Below are 22,853 nucleotides of genomic sequence, written 5' to 3'. Positions count from 1 at the left end.
GCCTCCTTTATAAGGTAGTCTTTTTCTCAGTTTCTTCTATTTCTTCTACGCTAACGTAGAAACCTTTATCATAATCAAACGAACGGATCACCATTGTCGCAAGCACACCGATTAGTCCAAGGATGGACATCCAGTGCCAGGAGAAGACCATACCGAATCCGGCAATAAAGAAGAAAACACTCATAATAATCGGTACACCAGAGTAGCTTGGCATATGAATTGGTTTATAAGGTTTCTTCTCAGGTGCTTTTCCTTGTTTCTTCTCTTCTTTCATAATCCAGAATGCATCATGACCTTTCGCTTCAGGAAGATGTGCGAAGTTATAATGCGGTACTGGAGCTGGTGTAGACCATTCCAGTGTTCTAGCATCCCACGGATCACCAGTCGTTTCACGTGGAGAGTAACGGAAGCTGTAGTAGATGTTATAAACAAGGATTAAGAAGCCGATTCCCATTAACACACCACCGAACGTAGCCAGTACGTTCAAGCTCATCCAGCCGTCTCCAATTCCGTAAGTGTAAATACGACGAGGCATTCCTGCAAGACCTAAGAAATACATTGGGAAGAAACATAAGTTAAATCCAGCAACGAAAATCCAGAAGCTCCATTTACCAAGACGTTCGTTCAAACGGTGGTTGAACATTTTTGGATACCAGAAATATAGACCTGCAAAACAAGCATATACGGTACCAGAAATTAGTACGTAGTGGAAGTGAGCAACTAGGAAATACGTATTGTGATATTGATAGTCAGCTGCTGCCATCGCTAGCATAACACCCGTTACCCCACCGATAACGAAGTTCGGGATAAAGGCAAGCGACCAAAGCATCGCTGTTGTAAATCGTATTCGCCCTTTGTACAGAGTGAATAGCCAGTTAAAGATCTTCACACCTGTCGGAACGGCGATTAACATCGTTGTGATGGAGAAGAATGAGTTAACTGCTCCACCTGCTCCCATCGTAAAGAAGTGGTGAACCCATACTAGGAAGCTTAGTCCGGCAATAACAACCATGGAGTAAACCATTGCTTTATAACCAAACAGCGTTTTACGAGCAAAAGTACTAATAATTTCAGAGAACATACCAAATGCTGGAAGAATAACAATGTATACTTCAGGATGTCCCCAAATCCAGAAGAGGTTTGCCCATAGCATTGGCATACCGCCATCCATCATTGTAAAGAAGTGACTTCCAAACAGACGGTCAAACGTCATAAGTGCAAGTGCCACAGTTAGTACCGGGAATGCAAAAATGATGATAACCATTGTAATCAAGGAAGACCATGTAAACATAGGCATTTGCATCAGCTTCATGGACGGTACTCTCATTTTCAAGATCGTTACCAGGAAGTTAATCCCCGTTAACAAAGTACCGATACCTGCAATCTGCAATCCTAGTAAATAATAGTTCTGCCCTACTCCAGGGCTTAGTTCTAGACCAGCTAGAGGTACGTAACTTGTCCAACCAGCAGAAGGCGATCCCCCGATAACAAAAGAAATGTTAAAGAGCATAGCCCCCATGAAGAAAGTCCAGAAACTTACTGCGTTTAGAAATGGATAAGCAACGTCACGTGCACCAATTTGTAGTGGAACAACAACGTTAATTAAACCAATCAAGAACGGCATCGCCATGAAGATAATCATGATCGTACCGTGCGTTGTGAAAATTTCATTGTAGTGATTCGCATCCAAAAAGCTTGAATCCGGAACGGTTAGCTGTGCCCTCATGAGCAAGGCATCCACACCACCGCGGAATAGCATTAGGACGGCTGCAATGATATACATGACACCGAGCTTTTTATGGTCAACAGTCGTTAGCCATTCTGTCCATAACCACTTCCACTTTTTGAAATACGTTAGTACGAAAATGGCACCGATCAGTGTTAACGCGATCGAAACATCCGCACCGTAAATAAGCGGATCCCCGGTGACAAAAAATTCATCCAATTTCATGGTGTCTTCCTCCTTTCTTAATGCGAGTGTTCCTCGGAATCTTTTTCAGAATCGTCATGGTTCATTTCGGAATGATCCATTTCTGAGGAATCATCTTCATCAGTTGATTCGCCATTACGGACTTTCGTTGCATACTCAGCATCCATTCCATGATCCACCCACTGAAGATGGGTTTCTGAGAATGTTTGCTCTTCTGTATGACCTTTTAGCATCAACTCATTGTATTTTTCTTGAGTAAGTTTAGGTGCGTCTTGCGCCTCTTCTACCCACTCTTCATAATCTTCTTCAGATTCAGCGGTTACGGTAAATACCTGTTCCGTAAATCCTTCACCAGTGAAGTTTGCATTACGGCCTCGATACTCCCCAACTTCATCTGCTTGCAAATACAGTTCTGTCATCATGCCGGACATCGTGTACTCCTGCCCACCAAGTGACGGAATCCAAAATGATCCCATCGAATCAGCAGATGCGAGTTTAAATAAGATTGGGTGATCTTCAGGAATATGAAGATAGTTCACCGTTTCAATATTTTCCTCTGGATAGCTGAAGACCCATTTCCAATCAACTGACGTTGCATGAATCACGATTGGATCTTTATGAGACGTTGCTTCCGGTGCCTCTTCAAGTGCAAAGATCGTTTGTACCGTCGGCACTGCAAGAACAATAAGAATAATTACCGGAATAACAGTCCAAACAATTTCTAGAAATACATTTCCCTCGATGTGAGGAGGTTCATATTCAGGACCACTTTTACGTTCACGATATTTAACAAGGATGAGTGTAAATAGCACGAACACGACCAAAACAATAAACAGCATAAATCCAATAGAGAAAAGGATTAAATTCGCTTGTTGTTCTGCTACAGGTCCTTTTGGATCAAGCACGGTTAAGTTACTACAGCCACTCAATACCATTACTGCAAGAAACATACTGAGCGCAAAGAATGATTTCATTCGCTTCACCGCCAGGCCACCTTCCTTTCTTCCTATATAATAGTTAAGTAGATTTTAAACAATAAATGACATGGAACAACAGTTACCATTGGCTATTGTAGCAGGTTCCTCATATAAATGTGACACGTGTCACAAAGTGTCAAAAGTTGCTCATGCATTTATCACTTTTTCGACACATTTCGTTCATAATTCGTTCAAATTTGTGGATTTTTTTAACTTTACTGGATATAACAGCGCTTGCTTGTTTTACAATGTTGATTCCTATCATTCACTTTCATGTCGTTTTCATATTGAAACGACATAAACTTTGTTAGGAAATGTCTTTACACACCATGAAACCCCACTGACTCAGCCAGTGGGGTTTCGCTTAATACCTATTACTTTAATAACCATTTCGTTACTTGAAAGGTTGAATGTCCGTCTGCTTCAAATACAAGGCTTTCGTTATACTCCTCTGGGAAAAACCTTGAGGTGAATACTTCTTTACCATCGTTTACAAATACTTCAATCGAAGAAGAATCAACATAGAAACGGAGCTCGTTTACACTCTCAATCAAGCAGCTACGTGTTTCTTCTTCCCCGTTCACAAAGCTTTTTCTCTTAAATGTTAACACTGATTTTGTTGCATCATACGTCATTGTAGCATTATTTCGTATGGTTACAGAAAAGGTTTCTTCCACTTTATTAAGTTGAACAAGTAGTTCATATACCGCTCCGTTCAACTCACTCCACTCTTTTCGCTCATTCGAAAGACTTACATTCTTCGTTATGTCACTATGTCTCATTGCCTCAAGTTCTGCAGCAGGACGTTGAAAAAGTTGATTTCCCTCATAATGAAGCTCACGCGGGATTGTTAAAATATGAATCCATTTATGAGCGATTGTTGGATGATGCTCTTCTCCCTGCTCTGGTACACCCATCCATCCGATCACTAACCTTCTACCATTCTCATCAAGCGTCGTTTGAGGGGCATAAAACTCAAAGCCACGATCAAGCTCAGTAAATGCTCCATGACTCATCTTCCCACTAGCATAATCAAGTTCTCCAGACAGATAACCGGTTTGATAGACGTTTTGATAAAGGTAGCCATTTCCTTCAAGACCCTGTGGTGAAAAGAGTAGAATGTCTTTTCCGTCTAACTCGAATAAGTCTGGACACTCCCACATATATCCCAGGTCACCAATCGGCTCTTGTCCCGAAGCGGTTACATCGCCTTTGAACGTCCACTCTCTTAAATCAGAAGACTCATATAACACGATGCGCCCTTCCTCACTTAAATCCTGCGTGCCAATGACCATATACCACTTATCTAAATGCTTCCATACTTTCGGATCACGAAAATGTGGGGTATACCCTTCTGGTAACTCAACCACCACGCCCTTTTTATCAAAATGGATCCCATCTTCTGATTCGGCCACACATTGATATGTTTCGCGATTTCCATTTTCATCCTTCACATTTCCTGTATAGAAAAGTTTCATCTTGTTATCATGAACAACCGCACTCCCTGAATAACACCCATTCTTGTCATACCAGTCACCAGGAGTTAATGCAATTGGCGCAAGCTCCCAGTTCACAAGGTCTTTGGATGTATAGTGACCCCAGAATTTTGCCCCATGCTCCGTCTTAAACGGCATCCATTGAAAGAAGACGTGATAAGTTCCTTTCCATTGAATAAAGCCGTTTGGATCATTCAATAAGCCTACGGGTGGCATTAAGTGAAAAGCTGGACGATACGGATCACGCTCAACCGTCTCTCGGTGCATTTCGATCTCTTTTATGGCTAGTTCTTTTAATTCATTGTTTCGATCTAACATCAAATCACCTAGTTTGTTTAATTTTTGAAAAGGGGATCCGTTCTTATGAGGACCCCCCTTCCATGATTATTTATCTAACATACCGTCTTTATAGCCAAATGCCCATGTAAGACCAAAGGCAATTCCGATCGAAATAACGTTCACAAGAAGATATAAAACGATCTGACTGTTTAAGAACAAGAGTGTACCTGGAATAACGGTAACCGCAAGACCAGTGGCTTTTAGCTTAAAGAGTGATGCAAGGAATCCGCCAACTGCCCCACCAATCAGTCCCATAATAAATGGTTTCATATAACGAAGATTTACGCCAAAGATTGCCGGCTCTGTAATTCCAAGAAATGCAGATAAAGAAGATGGAAGTGCTAATGCTTTTAGTTTCTTCGATTTTGTTTTCATCCCGACTGCAAGTGCCGCCCCACCTTGAGCTGCGATGGCAGCTGAAATGATTGGATTAAAGGGATTATAACCAAGGTTCTCAAACAACTGAATTTCAAGGAAATTAAAGATATGATGCACACCTGTAATCACAATGATTTGATGGAAGAAACCAATAATTAATCCACTTAGACCAAATGGAAGATCAAGAATATAGATGGTACCATCCATGATGTATTCTTCTACCGTATGGAAAATCGGTCCAATCGCAAACAATGACAGGGTAATCATAATGAGCAATACTAAAAATGGCGTTAAAATAAGATCCAGTGCTTCAGGAACTAGTTTCCGAATACGTTTCTCTAACTTTGCACCGAGTAAACCAGCAACGAATGCTGGAATCACGGAACCTTGATACCCAACGACTGGAATAAATCCTAGAAACTTAAGTGGTTCTGCATTTCCTGCCGCTACTTCCCATGCATTTGGAAGAGCTGGAGTCACTAGCATTAATCCAAGAACGAGACCAATGGTGGGATTTCCTCCGAACACTCGGAATGTCGACCACGCGACAAGCGCCGGTAAGAAAATAAACGCTGTATCTGTTAGGACTTGTGTAAATAGAATAAAATTATCTGAAATATCCCCTGGTGTTAACCCGAAAAGAGCGAGTATCTCTTCTTGGAGAACAAGTCCACGTAGACCCATAAATAATCCAGTTGCGACCAGTGCAGGAATGATCGGCACGAAAACGTCACCAAATGAACGAATGGCACGTTGAAAAGCATTTCCCTGCTTAGCCGACTCTTCTTTAATTTCGGACTTCGTTGATCCAGTCGCTCCTAATGCCGTCACTTCTTCATAAATCCGGTTAACCGTTCCTGTTCCAAAAATAACTTGATATTGACCGGAATTATAGAAGGCACCCTTAACTTTTTCAACCCCTTCTACTTTCTCCTGATCAATCTTCTCTTTATCGTGTACCATTATTCTAAGTCTTGTTGCGCAATGTGCAACAGATTGGATATTTTCTTGTCCTCCAATGGCAGCAATGACTTCCTGAGCAATCTCACGATTTGTAGCCATATTATTTTCTCCCTTCAAGGTTTATCTTGTTCATGGTATCGATTCCACATTATACAAAACAGAATGCGAACGTTTTCATTTACTCGCTACTCTGTTATTCCAAAAGTAAATTTAGGTTCAAAGGATGTGTGAACGATTCCACACTAGTTAAAAAGAAATTGACATCGTTTTCATTAGTTACTATACACTATCTCTTTCAATAAGTCTATAATCAAGTTTAATTTTTTCTTTTTCAACCACTTTTCCTGATAACTGCTCTAAAATAAGCTGAGCTGTCTTCTGTCCAGCATCTTCATTAAAATAATCAACAGTTGATAGTGCTGGTGTCACATGTCTCGATAAATCTGACGCCCCAATACCAAATAAAGCCATATCTTCAGGTATACGAATGCTTTTTTCTTTCAACTGGCCAAGTGCTCCGATCGCCATTCGATCTGTTACAGCAAAAATAGCTGTCGGCCGATGCTCAGATTGCTCCAATAATTGTCTTGCTGCTTCATAGCCAGATTCAAACGTAAAGTTTCCATATTGAATCCACCCTTCTTCAACTGACAAGCCGTGCTTTTTCATCGCATCTAAATAGCCTTGTTTTCGAATAACGCCAACCGCGTGGTCACTCTCAGGTACGCCAATAAACCCAACATTACGATGACCTTTTTCAATAAGCAACTCGGTTACACTAAAGGCAGAATGATAATCGTCGTAAACGACAGACGTCACTCCGCTTAGCTCCTGTCCAATCGCCACAAAGGGGATGGAAGTTTCAGAAATTGTATCGAGTAAATCTTGATTACGGTTTGTGGCAAGCAAAATAATGCCGTCTACTTGACGACTTTTCAATAGTTTAATATTTTGTATTTCTTTCTCAGGCTGTAACTGTGTGTTGGTTAAAAGAATTTGATATCCGTTTTCCGCAAGCTCTTTTTCAATTCCGTTCACAACGCGACTGGCAGTTTCCGTACTAATTCTAGGCAGAATAACGCCAATTACTCCAGAGCGTTTCGTTCGCATCGTTTTAGCATGAGCACTTGGAATATAACCCATTTCTTCGACAGCCTCAACGACCCGCTGCCTTGCTTCATGACTCACGTAGCCATTGTCATTAAGTACTCGTGATACGGTTGTACGAGAGACTCCAGCACGTTTTGCTACATCCTTAATAGTTGGCATAACTGTTCCTCCATTAATGCAATCTTTCCTTCTATCATCATAATCGAAATAACCTCTAAAGTCTATAATTGGGAAAATATGTACGATTAAACCTTTGAGACAGGCAATATAGTTTACTTCTCACAAAAAGGCCACTATGATTAAATGGAATATGTTTTGTTTCGGGATACTAAATAAATGATGTTGAACGAATAACAAACCAATTAAAGGAGGGCAGCTATGTCAGACTATACAGAACACGAAAAATTAGACGCCCAAGCTCGGCAAAAGTTGATCATTCTCGTCTGTACGATTTTAGCTTTTGCTGTTATGAATGGAACGATGTTTAACGTTGCCATTCCCGATATTGCTGCGTCGTTTAACCTTAGCCCTTCAGAAGTAAGCTGGGTCTTGACAGGGTATATCCTTGTGTTTGCGATTGGTTCGCTCATGTACGGCAAACTGGCGGATCTCTATCCAATCAAAACACTTTTTACAATAGGAATTAGTATTTTTGCTACAGGTGCTTTTATTGGCTTCCTTTCCCCCAACTATCCGACTTTATTAGCAGCTCGAATTCTACAAGCGATTGGTGGCGCTACGATCCCAGCGCTTGCCTTTATTGTTCCGATTCGTTTTCTCCCTAATGAAAAAGGCAGAGTGTTTGGATTGATTTCTTCGACAGTAGCTTTTGCTTCAGGAGTTGGTCCAATTATTGGCGGGGTTGTAGGCGGCACCCTGAATTGGCGCTTTCTTTTCCTATTCTCTGTTGCAACCGTATTTGCGATACCGCTGTTTCGAAAATGGTTGCCCAATGAAGAAAAACGTTCAGGCTCGATTGACTTACCAGGTGCTGCTCTTATGGCTGTATCCGTTGCCTCTTTGTTATTCTATATTACAACGTTTCTATGGTATTTACTCGTCATCTTCATTGTCTTTTTCATTCTTTTTCTATGGCGAACGTTTACAATTACCCATCCCTTTATCGATCCAGTTATATTAAAAAATACCAAATATACAATAACCGTTTTAACAAGCTTTCTAGGTACTTCAGCACTTTTTGGACTCATTTTTGTCATTCCGATTATGTTACGAGAGCTAAACGGGCTGTCTACGTTAAAGATTGGTCTTGTCTTATTCCCTGGTGCCATGGCAGCTGGGTTAATTGGACAAATTGGCGGTAAAATTATTGAACAGCGTGGCGCCATTCTCGTTGTTAAAATCGCTTTACTCTTAATTGCCAGTGGAACATTTTTTATTTCAACATTTGCAGGATACAGTGCTTGGGTGATTGCACCTTGTCTATTAATTGCTTATCTCGGATTCCCACTCATTCAAAGCTCTACTGCTGATTTATTATCGACCATTTTACCAGACAACCAAAATGGTGTAGGAATGGGCGTGTTCAATTTATTGAACTTCCTTGCGGGTGCTTTTAGTTCAGCGATCTTTGGAAGACTTCTTGATATGAAAAATGTCTCGTTTTCCATGAATCCTTTCTCACTATCGGGAAACAATCTTATCTTTAGTAATCTATACCTTGGGTTAACATGTATTGGTTTACTCGCTTTTTCGATCTTCACGTTGAAGTTTTTGTCTAAGCGTGAAAAAGCAGTACCTGAATCATCTGCTTCTTCATAAGCAATGACAAGATCGGCCATCTGTGCCGATCTTTTTTCTTATATCATTTGGGCTGTATATAAACCACTAGCAGCTGCCTGAGATAAGGAATGCGTTTCACCTGAACAATCTCCAATCAAAAAGAGTCCACTCACTTCTGTTTCGAAATGGTCATTTGTTGGGATTTTTGCTTCGTAGAATTTCCCGTCCATGCCATATAGCAACGTCTCTTCATCAATCCGATCCCCTATCAGCTGCTCGAGGCAATCGAAAAACTCCAGAAGTGCTTGGAGATAAACGTGGGGGACTTCTTTAATCAGGTTCCCAGCATCCGCATCAAGGGAGGGTACAATTGAATTTAGTTTCAGAATATCTGGATTAGTCGTCTGCTGCTTTTTTAAATCCTGGAGACGCTGAACCACAATCCGATCCCTTTCTCGATTAATCCCACCAATCACCTGGTTCGCAACTTGATCGGCTTCCTCTTTTGAAGAATAAAAAGAAGGTACGAATAACGTAAAGTTTAAATTACTGCCCGGCTCATCTTTTTCCCTCTTATTCTGTCCATCCGGCATGACAAGTCCGTCTTGATATTTCCTTATAATTCTCCCGTTTGGATTCATGCAGTATGTTGTTCCTTCGAAAGCCGCTCTTTTGATATGAAGCTTAGTTTCAAATGTATTTTTTAATATCGATTGAAGCTGATTGCCTCGCATTTCAACCCGAATACCCAGATCAAGACGAGCTGGACCAGGTAGTAGACCGAGCTGTTCACACTGAGTATACATCCACTCACTTCCGCTGTTCCCTGTTGAGAGAACAACTTTCTTTGATTGTATTGTTCCTTTTGAAGTATTTATATCAAAGACTTCAGCTTTTTTAATTGAGTAAATATCTGTTTCAAATTGTAGCTCAATCCGATCTAGTAGAAACTCGTACAATTTTTGAAATACAATACGAGAGCGTTTCGTACCAAGATGCCGAACTGACGTGGTAAATACTTCCAAACCTGCGTTTCTCGCATCTTCTTTTAACTCCTGACTATGCGTATGATAGAGCTCTGCTTCTTCTCCCCCAAAAGCACAAAGAATACGATCGACTTCCCACATCAGTTCTTCTGCCCGCTCTGCTCCAATTTTTCTCCCGAGATGACCACCAAAATCATTCGTATAATTAAATTTCCCTTCCGACTTACCGAGTCCACCAAACCCTATGTACTGATCACAAACGTCACAAGAACACGTTTGTTTTGAACGAGCATGACACTTTCGTTCTGAAAGCTCCTTCCCTTTATCAAGCAGCATAATTTTATAATCCGGGTGTAGCTCTGCCAGCTGATAAGCCATAAAGATCCCGCTAACCCCAGCTCCAATAATCGTTACGTCATACATGACAACCCTCCCCTCCTATTTAAAAAAGCATATCATAATCCAGCACTAGAACGGCGAGTTGGCCTCTTCACTTTTACTTCATTTCATCAATCTCCCACCGTATCCTGATTCTTGATAAATGAAAAAGCCCCTTTACGGGGGCCTTACTCACTTACCTCTTTCATTTCTTCCTTTTCATTCCTCTCATCAGTACGCTGTTTTTCAAGCTTTTCACGTATTCGATTGAACTCTTTACTAGGCGGCATCAGGCTTACAATAACATCGCCTGCTTCCGCTCTTGTTTGAGAATCGTGAGCAAAAAATTCCAAACTTCCAGAAGGCTTCTTCACAAAGAGCATAATTGTTTCTTCATCTCTTTCCTCAAGATATTGATCATAGCCATACTGTTGTGTAATATTTGTTTTTCGAAAAACATAGCCACTCTCCACTTTACGATTCAGGTTTTCCCACGTGGCACCTTCTTTAAATGCAACACGGCCTCCTATCGTATGCACGAGCTCTTCTAGATCATCACCGCGATCGTTCCGTAAACTTAACTGAAAGAGATTGTTGCGTCCGATTTCAGGAACAAACGTTGTGCAAACAAGTGCGTTATAAGAATCAAGCTCGGTTGCCGCAATCATATACTCGTATGGCGTTAAATCGAGGCGATATTCGGTTTGTTCGGATAGAATTTCTCCTCTATAAAACGGTACACCAGCTTTTCTCGTAGTAAGTAGCCTTTGCCAGGACGAATCCGTAATTAAAACTGGGATCTTTAATTCTTGTAGCGTTTTTGATAAAGCGGTGGAAAACGTACTGCCACCTACGATGAGAACACCAGGCTGCCCATCGCTTGCAAGTCCAAGCTTCTCAGCTGTCCAACGTATCGAAAATCCGTGAACAACAACGGTAGCAAATACTAATGCGAATGTAAGAGACATCAATATTTTGGCATCTTCAAAGCCGGCATCAAGTAACACACTGGCAAAGTAGCTCGCGACAGTTAACGCAACGATTCCTCGTGGTGCAATCCAGCCAACAAGCGTCTTTTCTTGCCAGGATAAGTCCGTTCCAATGGTTGATAGCCAAATTGAAATGGGTCTAACCACAAATAGCATAAGAAGGACAAAGGCAAGAATTTGCCAATGGAAAATTTCAAGCAAAGTGTCAACGGATAATGAAGCGGTTAGCATAATAAAGATTGTTGAAATCAACAGTACTGAAATATTTTCTTTAAAGTGTCTCATATCGTCAATCGATGAAATATGCATATTCGCAAGCGTAATTCCCATTGCGGTAACAGCGAGTAGCCCCGTTTCATGAGTGATTTCATCTGCTACTGCAAAACAAAGAATAACGACAGCGAAAACGACGGGAGACTTTAAGAATTCCGGTACGTACCCCTTCTCGAACATCCATCCAACGCCTCGACCACAAAGGAAGCCAAATAGCGTTGCAAATAATGAACCTAAGAAAAAGACGAGAAGAACGGTGGGCGTTGCTTCTTCTACTTTTAAAAACTTAATAATTTCAAATGCAAAAACGGCTAGAAGCGCTCCCAGTGGATCGACTATAATGCCTTCCCACTTCAATATTTTTGCTGGTCTTGGCTTTAGTTTAGCCTGTCTTAATAGCGGTAAAATAACGGTTGGCCCAGTTACGATAAACAAGCCACCAATAACAAATGCCACACCCCAGGATAATCCCGCAACATAATGTGCTGACAGTGACCCTAAAAGCCAGGCTAGAAAAGCGCCTACCGTTACGATTCTGCCAACCGGTCGACCGAGCCCCTTAATTTCCCGAAAATCAAGATTAAGACTTCCTTCAAATAAAATAATGGCTACCGCAATGGATACGAATGGATCAAACAAATCCCCGAATACATCTTCAGGATGAAGTAAGCCGAAAATTGGACCGACAAGCAAACCAATAATGGACATAACGACAATGGCGGGCAAATGAAAACGCCAGGCAATCCATTGCGAAAAGATGCCAAGGGCACCAACCAGCATAATATTAAATAAAATCGAATCGACCATGGATAGCCTCCTTATGTTTAACAACTGCTCGTACTTCATTCCTATTCTGTCCTATGTACCTAACTTCACTATAATCGATATGGACAGAAATGTTTGAAAATATGCTCAAAAATACCGTTATTAGTAAAAAGATTGAAATGCGTTTTCATGTCGTCATTTTATATGCTACTCATACAATATGGCAACTATCTACTCTTTTTTATCGGAAGAGGACACTTTCTCTTTTAGATTATGAAAGGTTTATTACCCTTCAGATGGCGAAATGAATCCATTTCTATTCAAATTTATTTTTTGATGACAAGGATCACTTTAAAATGAAAAAGAGCAGGTCACCCTGCTCTCTGCTACTTCTTCTGGTCTAATTTTAATTTTGCTAACGCATCGGCAAGAGCGGTATTAACCGGCTCTTCTTTCTGCTGATTTTTCATATAACTTGATACATCTTTCTTTGTCGCTTTCGTGTTTTTCTCTTTTTTACGACGTTCATTAAATGTCGACAGTTTTTCACGATGGCCACACTTACATACAAAGGTTTGGGCATCACCCTGACCATGGAGCTCAAGTTTCTTTTTACATTTAGGACATCTTGCATTTGTGACTTTGCTTTTTCCTTTGCGGTAGCCACATTCGCGGTCCTGACAAACGAGCATTTTTCCTTTTTTACTCTTTACTTCGAGCATTAAATTCCCACAATCAGGACATTTCGTTCCCGTTACATTATCATGTTTATATTTCTTCGAACTTGATTTGATTTTCTGAACAGTTTCATTGGCATAAGCTTTCATTTCCTCAATAAATGCCTGCTTTGAAAGATGACCTTTGCCAATCGCTTCAAGCTTCTGCTCCCACTCAGCAGTTAGTGCAGGTGATTGCAATTCATCAGGAACAATTTCGAGCAATTGCTTGCCTTTTGACGTGATTGTTAGATCTTTCCCATTCTTTTCAATTAAAAAGCTATTAAATAATTTTTCGATAATATCCGCACGTGTCGCAACTGTTCCAAGGCCTCCAGTCTCTCCAAGCGTTTTCGCAAGCTTGTTATCTTGCGCGCTTAAAAATTGCGCTGGCTTTTCCATGGCAGTTAATAAAGTCCCTTCGTTAAAGCGAGAAGGAGGAGTCGTTTTCCCTTCCGTTCTAGTAAGAGAGAGCACGCGAAGTTCCTGACCTTCTTTCAACTCAGGAAGCACGACATCTGCCTCCTCTGTGTCATATACTTCTTTCCAACCAGCCGAAAGAACCCTTTTCCCCTTTGCATCAAAATTGGCTTCACCAATCTTAGCTTTAACCGTTACTTGCTCATATTCAAAAGGCTCGTATAGCGCAGCTACAAATCGTTTAACGATCAAATCATAAACTTTTCGATCCTTATCACTTAGTTCACGAATGACAGGGGTTTGCTCCGTTGGAATAATCGCATGGTGATCGGATACTTTTCGATCATCAATAATATGCTTCCCTGTTTGAATCGTTTTCCCAAGTACTTTCCGAGCTGTTCTTTCATAAGGGGCTACGGCTTCTAGTCTTTCTTTCAACGTGTCTTTCATATCAGAAGATAGGAAACGTGAGTCCGTTCTCGGATAAGTAACGAGCTTATGTTGCTCGTACAAGCGTTGGGTAGCTGAGAGCGTCTCTTTCGCTGAAAAGCCATAACGTTTATGTGCATCTCTTTGTAGCTCTGTAAGATCATACAATCCAGGAGCAAACGACTTTTTCTTAACTTTTTTCACTTCTTCTATCCGTGCTTGCTTTCCTGATAACAGCTTAAGATCGGCATCAATTCGGTCGCGATCAAATACACGAGTATCGTTCGATTTTGAATCACGATACGTTAATGTAAAGCCATCCACCACCGCTGCTATTCCATAATACCGTTCAGGTTGAAATGATTTTATTTCCTCTTCTCGCCTGGCAATGATTGAAAGGGTCGGCGTTTGCACTCTTCCACTGGAAAGCTGTGCATTGTATTTTGTTGTAAGCGCACGAGTTGCGTTTAAACCAACATACCAATCCGCTTCAGACCTAGCTGCAGCTGCATGATAAAGATTCGTGTACTGATTCGCATCTTTCAAATTTTTAAATCCATCACGAATCGCTTTGTCTGTAACAGATGAAATCCATAATCTTTTAAGAGGCTTTTTAGCTCGTGCTTTTTCAATAATCCACCGGGCCACAAGCTCTCCTTCACGTCCTGCATCCGTTGCAATAACAATTTCGCTCACATCATTACGATTCATTTGCGTTTTTACAACGCTAAACTGCTTTCCACTTCTTTTAATAACGACGAGTTTTAGCGGGGCAGGAAGCATTGGCAAATCTTCTAACTTCCATGTCTTGTATGAGTCATCGTAAACTTCGGGATCTGCAAGCGTCACTAAATGACCAAGCGCCCACGTTACGATATAGCGATCCCCTTCAAGAAAACCATTTCCACCTTTTGTACAATTTAATACCCTCGCAATATCGCGCCCAACGGAGGGTTTTTCTGCAAGAATGAGCTTTTTACCCACAATACCAATCTCCTCATAGTTCGATTATTTCTATGTCCTATCATACCAGCTTCAATGTTACACGTGAAACATTGCCTACTCGTATTTTCTTTACCAAACAAAAAAGAAGATGTCTCCCATCTCCCTTCGGCTAGTTGCTATTTAAAATGCCTTCTTCTATTAAAACAGCTTCAAGGGCATCGACTACTTCAGCATCATACAACACGCCTGAAAGACGCTTTAATTCATTCAATGCATATTCAGGTGTATAAGCTTTTCGATATGAACGATCATCGGTCATCGCGTCATAAGAGTCACTAACACCTATAATTTTTGCACCAATCGTGATCTTATCGCCCATCAGACCATCCGGATAACCAGAGCCGTTAAGTCTCTCGTGGTGCTGTCGTATAATAGTGCTTATATCGGAATAATAGGAGTCTTTAACCATTTCCGCCCCATCGCCAGGATGTTTTTTTATGACCTCATATTCCTCATCCGTAAGACCGCCCGGCTTGTTCAATATTTCTTCAGGTACGTTTATTTTCCCTACATCATGAAGGACTGAAGCAACAATTAGTGTATCTAACTCATCTTTTGTCAACTTCAATTTTTTCCCTATTTTAATACTAGTATTTTGAACTCTAATACTATGCTTAAACGTATATCGATCCTTCTCTTCAACCTTACTAACCACTTCTAGTAGCAAAGAAACTTTTTGACTAATTAAATGGAAAACGGACTCATTTATCATCCAAATCATTGAGACTTCAGAAGCAGCTTCAAAAAATACGATATCTTTAAGATCTTTTACGAAAAAGTAATCATCTTTTTTCAAGGTAATGGAAAGTTCTTCACATACCAGTTCACCTTCTAAAATATAAAAGAATTCAAAGCTTTCAGAGTTGTTGCCTGGATATAAATAAAACACGGTTCCTTCGTATACTACTTGTTTCATGACCTCAATGCCAGAACCTCTTCCTAATAAACTAAGCTTCGCAGATTCTTGCACTACTTCTTCCAAACACTCCTGCTTACGTCCTACAGATAAACCGTCCAAATTTACACCTCTTTTTCCACTAACATACATTTCCTCTATATCTTATTATATAGTACTACGCATATAATAAAAAGCATCTCAAATGAGATGCTTTTACAATTAAACTCCCACGATTTGAATCGGATCAACCCAAACCCATCGGTCTGCAATCTGGACGTACACCCATGAACATTCTGCTTGAATGCCCGCTTCAGCTGCTTCCTCAATCATATCAGCAGTCATTTTATTCGTTTTACTAATAAGGTCATCGATTAATTTATCTAGATCCTGGTTGTACTTTTCAGTAAGCTCTGCTTTTTTCTTCTTTATTTCTTGTTCGATATTCGCAACGTCTGCATCTGAAGCACCATTTAGACGCGCATTTTCAAGCTTGGCATCGAGCTTTGCCGTTTCAAGGGAAAGCGTTGCCAATAACTGATCTCCTTTGCCTTGCGCCGTTTGGATTTCCGCTTCAATTTTTACATTCGTTTCGTCAATTTTTTGTAAGATTTCAGCGTGATCATTTTCTGCTGCAAAAGCGCCAGTGCCCATAAACATAAATAGTGCTACTACTGAAAATAAAGCTACTATGAACTTCTTCATGTTAATCCTCCCCTATCAAACTAGTATGTAGTGAAAGTTTAAAATAGGTCCTACCTCCCACTAATCAACACTATACGGTAAATTTTTCAAGAAATCTATCTTTTTTCCCCCTGTTTTCTCGACAATATTGGTAAATTTTAGACAAAACAGTGCCATTTGAAACCCTTTTTCTACCTAGTAAAAAGACAGTCGATCAAACTCGACTGTCAATTATTAGCGATTAAGGCGATAAACTCTTGCTTCGTACGGCTTTAATACGATCGAATCGTTCACTTCTCTTGCAACTGGATAGTTATTCAAAAGTAATTGTTTCGGTTCTAGCTTAAGTTCTGTGTTGAATACAGCAGGTTCAATGGATAGGTTTGTGACCACTAGAACTGCGTCATCATTTGTCGTTCTTGTATAAGCGTAAATTTGCGGGTCCTCTTCAAGAAGCAAGTCATAGCTTCCGTATGTGAAAACAAGGTTCTTCTTCTTCAGTTCAATCATTTTTTTATAGAAAGATAGAATGGACTGATCGTCAGCTTCTTGCTTCTCCACATTAATATCCACAAAGTTTGGATTCACTTTTAACCACGGCGTTCCAGAAGAAAAGCCAGCGTTATGATCGTTGCTCCACTGCATCGGTGTTCGGCTATTATCACGAGATGAAGCCCAAATGACCTTCATAATATCCTTGTGGGGTACTCCTGCTTCGCGTTGAATGCGATAGCGATTTTTATCGGCCACATCATCATAATCTTCAATAGAAGGAAACTGAACGTTCGTCATGCCGATTTCTTGGCCTTGATATATAAATGGTGTCCCTTGCATAAGAAAATACATCGCACCCATTGAAGTTGCACTTTCTCTCCAATACTCCTGGTCATTGCCCCAGGTTGAAACAACACGTGGCTTGTCATGATTTTCAACAAACAAAGCATTCCACCCTTTGTTTTCCAGTCCCTTTTGCCAGCGTGTTAGTACTTTCTTTAAAGACACGATATCGAGATCAGGGTTTTCTTCTGCATCCCATAATCCAAGGTGTTCAAATTGAAAAATCATATTCATTTTACCGTCTTTTTCATCCACCCATTGATCGGCTTCATCAATGCTTACACCGTTTGCTTCACCAACCGTCATAACATCGTAATTTGAATACGTTTTATCCTTAAACTCCTGAAGAAATGACTGAATTCCCTTTTGATTCATGTGCATATCAAATGAAGAAACGTATTTTTCATTGGTTGGATTCGGCATATCGGGAAACCCTGGGCGCTTCTTAATATGACTAATCGCATCGATTCGAAAACCATCAATCCCTTTATCAAGCCACCAGTTAACCGTGTCGTAGAGTGCTTCACGAACATCTGGATTTTCCCAGTTCACATCCGGTTGCTTTGTTGAGAAAACATGAAGATAATACTGATCGGTTTTCTTATCATATTCCCAGGCGGATCCACCGAAAATGCTTTCCCAGTTATTCGGTTCTTTGCCATTCTTTCCATCTCGCCAAATATACCAGTCACGTTTTGGATCTTCTTTTGATGAACGCGATTCAATAAACCACTGGTGCTCATCACTCGTATGATTTAAGACAAGATCGATAATTAATTTCATATCGCGTTTATGCACTTCTTTTAACAGCAGATCAAAGTCTTTCATTGTACCGAAGTCTTCCATAATGTCCTGGTAATCAGAAATGTCATAACCGTTATCATCATTTGGAGATTTGTACATTGGACAGATCCAAATGACATCAATACCAAGATCTTTTATATAATCCAGTCGCTCAATAATCCCCTGTAAGTCTCCAATTCCATCACCATTAGAGTCTTGGAAGCTTCGAGGATAAATTTGATAGCCTACCGCTTCTTTCCACCAGATTCTTTTCATATCTCTACACCCTCATCTATTTTATAAAGTTCGTAAAGTGCAAACGTTTGCTCAAAACTCGATAAAAAAAGCGCTTTCTTTTTCACTTATTTACTTCTACCTACTTGTAGTTTACTTGGATTTGACTCATTTATCAATACGAAGATGAAAGTATTTTTAGGGCGGAAGGTCACATGCTATTGACGAGCGCCCTAGACATCTATAAAATACGCTAATAATACGTACCAGGTTTCGTATAATTTTGGAGATATGGTCCAAAGGTTTCTACCAAACTACCGTAAATGGTTTGACTACGATGACAATTCTGGCAATGCGAATCTGTCATCCTCTGTCTAGACTGAGAGGAGATAAAGAATGGATAAACTGACTCGAAGAATACAAACAGCTGCCGGCGAACGTCTTGCCGATTATGTTATTAAAAATGGACTGATTTTAGATAGTTATAATCTCGAGTTTATCAAAGCGGATGTAGCAATTATCGATGGAGTTATTGCAGGCATAGGAAATTATGAAGGGAAACACGTCATTGATGCAAAAGGAAAATACGTCGTACCTTCTTTAATTGATGCGCACGTCCATATTGAATCCGCTATGGTTCCTCCATCTGAATTTGCCAAGGCTGTCCTTCCATGTGGTGTAACGACAATCATTAGCGATCCCCATGAAATCGCTAATGTTTCTGGGGCAGAAGGGATTGCTTATATGCTACAAGACTCTGAAAATGTTCCGATGGACATCTACTACATGCTTCCCTCAAGCGTTCCTTCTACACCTTTTGAAAATAGTGGAGCGATTCTTTCTGCTGAAGACTTAAAGCCGTTCTATGAACATAAACGCGTTCTTGGGTTAGCTGAAGTGATGGATTATCCATCTGTTGCAAACACCTCCCCTTCTATGATGCAAAAACTTTTCGATGCTCAAAATAAAAAGATTGATGGTCATGCTGCTGGCTTAGATACCCGTGCTTTGAATATTTATAAATCAGCAGGCATTGGAACAGACCATGAATGCATCACCGCCGAGGAAGCGCTTGAGCGAGTGAAACGCGGGATGTATGTTTTTATTCGCGAGGGCTCTGTCGCAAAAAACTTAAAGAAACTCCTTCCCGCTGTAACCGAACGAAATGTGAGACGATTTATGTTTTGCACGGATGATAAGCACATTGACGACTTGATAACAGAGGGAAGCGTTGATCATAATGTTCGCCTTGCTATCCGAGAAGGACTTGATCCTCTGCTCGCCATTCAAATGGCTTCACTAAACGTAGCGGAGTGTTTTAATTTATCCACAAAAGGCGCCATCGCCCCAGGTCTTGATGCTGATTTCCTACTCCTTAACGACGTTACAACATTTTCAATCGCACAGGTTTATCGAGCTGGGGAGCTTGTTGCAGAAGAAGGCAAGACGAAGAGGATCAAGACGGTGACGCCTTCTACAAGAATAACCAACTCCGTTCATCTACCAAAACTAACAATGGAACACCTGCACTTACCTGTAACAGACAAAGAAGCAAATGTGATTAAAGTAATTCCAAATCAGATTGTGACAGAAGCAAAGAAGTTCACCGTTAATCGCAATGCTAACAATGGCTTCGTCTCCTGTTTTGAAAAAGACCTCATGAAACTCGCCGTTATCGAGCGGCATCATCATACAGGCAACGTTGGCCTTGGCATTGTAAACGGTTTTCAGTTTAAAGATGGGGCCATTGCGACAACTGTTGGACATGACTCCCATAACTTGATTATGGCCGGAGTTAGCGACGAGGACATGATCATAGCCGCTGAAGCCATTCAAGAAATGCAAGGTGGTTTAGTGGTTGTGCGCAACCAAGAAATGCTGGCAAAATTGCCGCTACCTATTGCGGGACTACTTTCGAATAACGATTACCAATCTGTCGTGAAAGAACTAGAAGAAATCGACCTGGCCTTAACAGAAATTGGTGCTCCTAAGTCTTTCAATCCTTTTCTAACGCTTTCTTTCTTAAGTCTTCCAGTCATACCAGAGCTTAAACTAACAGATATGGGACTCTTTAGCGTTAAAGAGTTTCGCCACATTTCCATTAATGAGTAAAGAAGAAAGCAGCATGGCGGCGCCATGCTGCTTTCTGCATTATAAGGAACGGGTTAGAATATCTCGAACGCTTTCCCGATCGAGTTCTTTATATGTGCCAACGCCTGGCTTGATGAAGGTCTTTTCAACCATACTGTCAAATTCGGCATCATCAATCTCATAATCTGCAAGACGAGAGGGTGCACCAAGAGAGTTCCAGAACGTACGAAGCGCTTCCGCTCCTTCTACAGCCACTTCGTAATCACTTTTACCCTCTGATGATACGCCAAGAACATTCACGGCTAACTGTTTCACTCGAGTTGGATCTTCTTCAAGGACATGTTCCAACCAGTTCGGGAATAAAATTGCCAATCCACCACCGTGAGGAATATCGTAAACGGCAGATACAGCATGTTCGATTCGGTGTGTGGCCCAATCACCGCCATCCGTTCCATTACTTAATGTTCCGTTAAAAGCTGTCGTGCTAATATACATCATTGTTTCCCGATGTTCATATGATTTCAAATCCCTTAGAAGCTTTGGACCTGTCTCAATCGCCGTGCGAAGAAGGGATTCAATAAACCCATCAATCATCGGCGTGTTGTTTGTCCGATGAAAATAATGCTCCAGTGCATGTGACATGCTATCAACGATGCCATAAACCGTTTGATTTTCTGGAACTGAAAACGTATAGGTCGGATCAAGAACAGAAAACGTTGGAAATACATGTGGAGATCCCCACCCTAGTTTTTCTTTCGTTTCCCAATTTGTAATCACCGAAACGGAGTTCATCTCTGAACCTGTCGCAGCAAGGGTTAAAACTGTTCCAAAAGGCAGGGCTGATTCAATTGGCTCTTTTTGCGTGATTAAATCCCACGCTGAACCTTCATAGTGAGCCCCTGCCGCAATTGCTTTCGTGCAATCGATCACGCTTCCACCGCCTACGGCAAGAAGAAAATCAATGCCTTCTTTTTTACAAATGGCAGTACCTTTTTCTACTGTTGTCAGGCGAGGGTTCGGTTCTACTCCAGAAAGCTCATGCACGTCCGCATTCACTTTCTTAAGTTCAGTCATGACTGCATCATAAACGCCGTTTCGCTTTATGCTTCCGCCACCGTAGACCACAAGAACTTTTACTCCATAGTTAAGTTCCTCTGCTATTTCCTTTATTTTGTCTTTCCCAAAATAAAGACGAGTTGGGTTGTATTGTAAAAATGGTTTCATAAGACACCTCGTTATCATTAGTCGAAGCTAGTGTACCATATTCCAATCATCAGAACGTAGGATGGACTATCGGCCACCCACTAAGACTTCAGACTTGTTTTCCTCTGCTTCATAAGCCGCTTCCATTAACACCGTTAAATCAAGAGCAAGTGCCAGGTTCTCATCTGTCACCTTATCTTTTTGAATATGATCAATCCACTGTGAAAAAGGAGAGGGGCGATTAGCAGGTATCGCTACTTCATCCCAGCTATCAGACACTTTTTTTATTAGTTTTTTATCCGGTATTCCATAGACAACTGAACCTTTCGTGCCGTGTATTTCAATGGTAAATGGAGAGTGAGCTGTTACAAAACCTGTTTCGGCTATTCCATAGGATCCGTCCTCATACCCGAATGTTACGACAGCCTGATCCTCTACATCTTTCTTAGTTAAATACCCAAACTGTGCTGTGACTCGTTGTGGCATTCCATGAAAAATTTTTGTTAAATAAACCGGGTGACATCCAAGGTCAATTAGGGCTCCCCCCTCGCATTCTTCTTTGTTGTAAAAATGATTTGGAAGCCAATCAGCCGTCGCTCCATTGTGCGCAAGGCGCACGCGCGTTTGTGTCACATCACCTAGCTCTCCTGAAGCAAGCAACTGTTGGATGGCTTCCGTATAGCCATCATAAACGCGTGGCAACGAGACAAATAACTTTACTCCCGCTTTCTTTACTTCATCTAGGATAACAAGCGCTTCTTCTTCTGTAGCCGCCAGAACTTTTTCGGTAAAAATATGCTTTCCTGCTCTAGCTGCTTTTACAATGAGTTCTCTATGTCTGTTTGTTGGTGAAGTCACAACCACTGCGTCAATCTCTTGTCGATTCAGAAGTTCATCTATGCTATTTATGTATTCCACTTGTCTCATTTGAGCTTCTTCTCTTCCACACTCTTCATTCTCATCCCAAATCGCTACAATCTCTACGTCTGGATGAACCCGAGCTTCTTCCGCATAATCTTTTGCATGAACGTGCCAAAAACTAATCATTCCGATCTTCATTTTGTAATCGCCTCCATTGTTGGCCAGAACCAGTTTTGTCTATTATTGTAATGGAGTTGGCACCGATCAAGCAATCAAAGCGCAAAACCTAAAAAAATATTCCATTCGTACAAATTAATTGTTTATGTTATAATAGGAGATGTGCTATAATTTATAAATTTGGGGGTGGGCGC

Annotated in this window: 15 protein-coding genes and 1 riboswitch; of the genes, 2 read left to right on the top strand and 13 right to left on the bottom strand. The window is 40.9% G+C overall.

Annotation, left to right across the window (positions count from 1 at the left end):
• Positions 1-7: 7 nt before the first annotated feature.
• From qoxB to LC090_RS00455, 5 genes are all read right to left on the bottom strand, one after another.
• Positions 8-1,951, bottom strand: coding sequence for a cytochrome aa3 quinol oxidase subunit I (gene qoxB, locus LC090_RS00475; RefSeq protein ID WP_226654232.1), 1,944 nt, complete (start codon positions 1,949-1,951; stop codon positions 8-10).
• Positions 1,952-1,968: 17 nt separating this feature from the next.
• Positions 1,969-2,904, bottom strand: coding sequence for a cytochrome aa3 quinol oxidase subunit II (qoxA, locus tag LC090_RS00470; RefSeq protein WP_226654667.1), 936 nt, complete (start codon positions 2,902-2,904; stop codon positions 1,969-1,971).
• A 377-nt stretch (positions 2,905-3,281) separates the two neighbouring features.
• Positions 3,282-4,721: a sucrose-6-phosphate hydrolase gene (locus tag LC090_RS00465; protein WP_226654229.1), complete on the bottom strand. Its 1,440-nt coding sequence runs from the start codon at positions 4,719-4,721 to the stop codon at positions 3,282-3,284.
• 66 nt (positions 4,722-4,787) lie between these two features.
• The gene (locus LC090_RS00460) at positions 4,788-6,182 is read right to left on the bottom strand and encodes a sucrose-specific PTS transporter subunit IIBC (protein WP_226654227.1); all 1,395 of its coding nucleotides are present in this window, start codon (positions 6,180-6,182) and stop codon (positions 4,788-4,790) included.
• Positions 6,183-6,362: 180 nt separating this feature from the next.
• Complete coding sequence (locus LC090_RS00455) at positions 6,363-7,352, bottom strand: LacI family DNA-binding transcriptional regulator (RefSeq protein ID WP_226654225.1); 990 nt, start codon at positions 7,350-7,352, stop codon at positions 6,363-6,365.
• 219 nt (positions 7,353-7,571) lie between these two features.
• Here LC090_RS00455 and LC090_RS00450 point away from each other — a divergent pair, with 219 nt between their 5' ends.
• Positions 7,572-8,972 carry an MFS transporter gene (locus LC090_RS00450; RefSeq protein ID WP_226654223.1) on the top strand — a complete coding sequence of 467 codons (1,401 nt, stop codon included), beginning with the start codon at positions 7,572-7,574 and terminating at the stop codon, positions 8,970-8,972.
• Between the two features lie 38 nt (positions 8,973-9,010).
• On the opposite strand, the gene LC090_RS00445 is transcribed toward LC090_RS00450, so the two are convergent.
• The 6 genes from LC090_RS00445 to LC090_RS00420 all read right to left on the bottom strand — a co-directional run bounded on the left by LC090_RS00445 (position 9,011) and on the right by LC090_RS00420 (position 18,369).
• Positions 9,011-10,342 (bottom strand): NAD(P)/FAD-dependent oxidoreductase, encoded by a 1,332-nt coding sequence (locus LC090_RS00445; protein ID WP_226654220.1) that lies wholly within the window; start codon positions 10,340-10,342, stop codon positions 9,011-9,013.
• Between the two features lie 143 nt (positions 10,343-10,485).
• Positions 10,486-12,366 carry a cation:proton antiporter gene (locus LC090_RS00440; protein WP_226654218.1) on the bottom strand — a complete coding sequence of 627 codons (1,881 nt, stop codon included), beginning with the start codon at positions 12,364-12,366 and terminating at the stop codon, positions 10,486-10,488.
• 344 nt (positions 12,367-12,710) lie between these two features.
• On the bottom strand, positions 12,711-14,873 hold the full coding sequence (locus tag LC090_RS00435; RefSeq protein WP_226654217.1) for a DNA topoisomerase III: 2,163 nt from the start codon (positions 14,871-14,873) through the stop codon (positions 12,711-12,713).
• Between the two features lie 130 nt (positions 14,874-15,003).
• Positions 15,004-15,912 (bottom strand): HD-GYP domain-containing protein, encoded by a 909-nt coding sequence (locus LC090_RS00430; protein WP_226654215.1) that lies wholly within the window; start codon positions 15,910-15,912, stop codon positions 15,004-15,006.
• A 99-nt stretch (positions 15,913-16,011) separates the two neighbouring features.
• A complete protein-coding gene (locus tag LC090_RS00425; protein WP_226654214.1) occupies positions 16,012-16,494 on the bottom strand; it encodes a hypothetical protein in 483 nt (160 codons plus the stop codon).
• 213 nt (positions 16,495-16,707) lie between these two features.
• Positions 16,708-18,369: a glycoside hydrolase family 13 protein gene (locus LC090_RS00420; RefSeq protein WP_226654213.1), complete on the bottom strand. Its 1,662-nt coding sequence runs from the start codon at positions 18,367-18,369 to the stop codon at positions 16,708-16,710.
• Between the two features lie 211 nt (positions 18,370-18,580).
• Positions 18,581-18,682, top strand: a riboswitch (purine riboswitch).
• Positions 18,683-18,723: 41 nt separating this feature from the next.
• Between LC090_RS00420 and ade the strand changes: the two genes are divergently transcribed.
• Positions 18,724-20,439, top strand: a complete 1,716-nt coding sequence (ade, locus tag LC090_RS00415) for an adenine deaminase (protein ID WP_226654212.1) — start codon at positions 18,724-18,726, stop codon at positions 20,437-20,439.
• Between the two features lie 39 nt (positions 20,440-20,478).
• Here the strand turns inward: ade and LC090_RS00410 are convergent, their stop codons facing one another.
• Both LC090_RS00410 and LC090_RS00405 read right to left on the bottom strand, forming a co-directional pair.
• On the bottom strand, positions 20,479-21,642 hold the full coding sequence (locus LC090_RS00410) for an iron-containing alcohol dehydrogenase (RefSeq protein ID WP_226654211.1): 1,164 nt from the start codon (positions 21,640-21,642) through the stop codon (positions 20,479-20,481).
• A gap of 66 nt (positions 21,643-21,708) precedes the next feature.
• A complete protein-coding gene (locus LC090_RS00405; RefSeq protein WP_226654210.1) occupies positions 21,709-22,680 on the bottom strand; it encodes a Gfo/Idh/MocA family protein in 972 nt (323 codons plus the stop codon).
• Positions 22,681-22,853: the final 173 nt, after the last annotated feature.

It is taken from the genome of Guptibacillus hwajinpoensis (assembly GCF_020524165.1).
In the GTDB taxonomy this organism is placed as follows: Bacteria; Bacillota; Bacilli; order Bacillales; family Guptibacillaceae; genus Guptibacillus; species Guptibacillus hwajinpoensis_D.
The sequence above is the reverse complement of the archived record's forward strand: the minus strand, read 5'-3'. Positions and strand labels throughout refer to the sequence as shown.

Bases quoted from the DNA above. Each gene is read 5' to 3' on its own strand.
- LC090_RS00410 (WP_226654211.1), bottom strand. From the start codon at position 21,642: ATGAAACCATTTTTACAATACAACCCAACTCGTCTTTATTTTGGGAAA.
- qoxA (WP_226654667.1), bottom strand. From the start codon at position 2,904: ATGAAATCATTCTTTGCGCTCAGTATGTTTCTTGCAGTAATGGTATTG.
- LC090_RS00450 (WP_226654223.1), top strand. From the start codon at position 7,572: ATGTCAGACTATACAGAACACGAAAAATTAGACGCCCAAGCTCGGCAA.
- LC090_RS00440 (WP_226654218.1), bottom strand. From the start codon at position 12,366: ATGGTCGATTCGATTTTATTTAATATTATGCTGGTTGGTGCCCTTGGC.
- LC090_RS00460 (WP_226654227.1), bottom strand. From the start codon at position 6,182: ATGGCTACAAATCGTGAGATTGCTCAGGAAGTCATTGCTGCCATTGGA.
- LC090_RS00420 (WP_226654213.1), bottom strand. From the start codon at position 18,369: ATGAAAAGAATCTGGTGGAAAGAAGCGGTAGGCTATCAAATTTATCCT.
- ade (WP_226654212.1), top strand. From the start codon at position 18,724: ATGGATAAACTGACTCGAAGAATACAAACAGCTGCCGGCGAACGTCTT.
- LC090_RS00405 (WP_226654210.1), bottom strand. From the start codon at position 22,680: ATGAAGATCGGAATGATTAGTTTTTGGCACGTTCATGCAAAAGATTAT.
- qoxB (WP_226654232.1), bottom strand. From the start codon at position 1,951: ATGAAATTGGATGAATTTTTTGTCACCGGGGATCCGCTTATTTACGGT.
- LC090_RS00465 (WP_226654229.1), bottom strand. From the start codon at position 4,721: ATGTTAGATCGAAACAATGAATTAAAAGAACTAGCCATAAAAGAGATC.
- LC090_RS00445 (WP_226654220.1), bottom strand. From the start codon at position 10,342: ATGTATGACGTAACGATTATTGGAGCTGGGGTTAGCGGGATCTTTATG.
- LC090_RS00455 (WP_226654225.1), bottom strand. From the start codon at position 7,352: ATGCCAACTATTAAGGATGTAGCAAAACGTGCTGGAGTCTCTCGTACA.
- LC090_RS00425 (WP_226654214.1), bottom strand. From the start codon at position 16,494: ATGAAGAAGTTCATAGTAGCTTTATTTTCAGTAGTAGCACTATTTATG.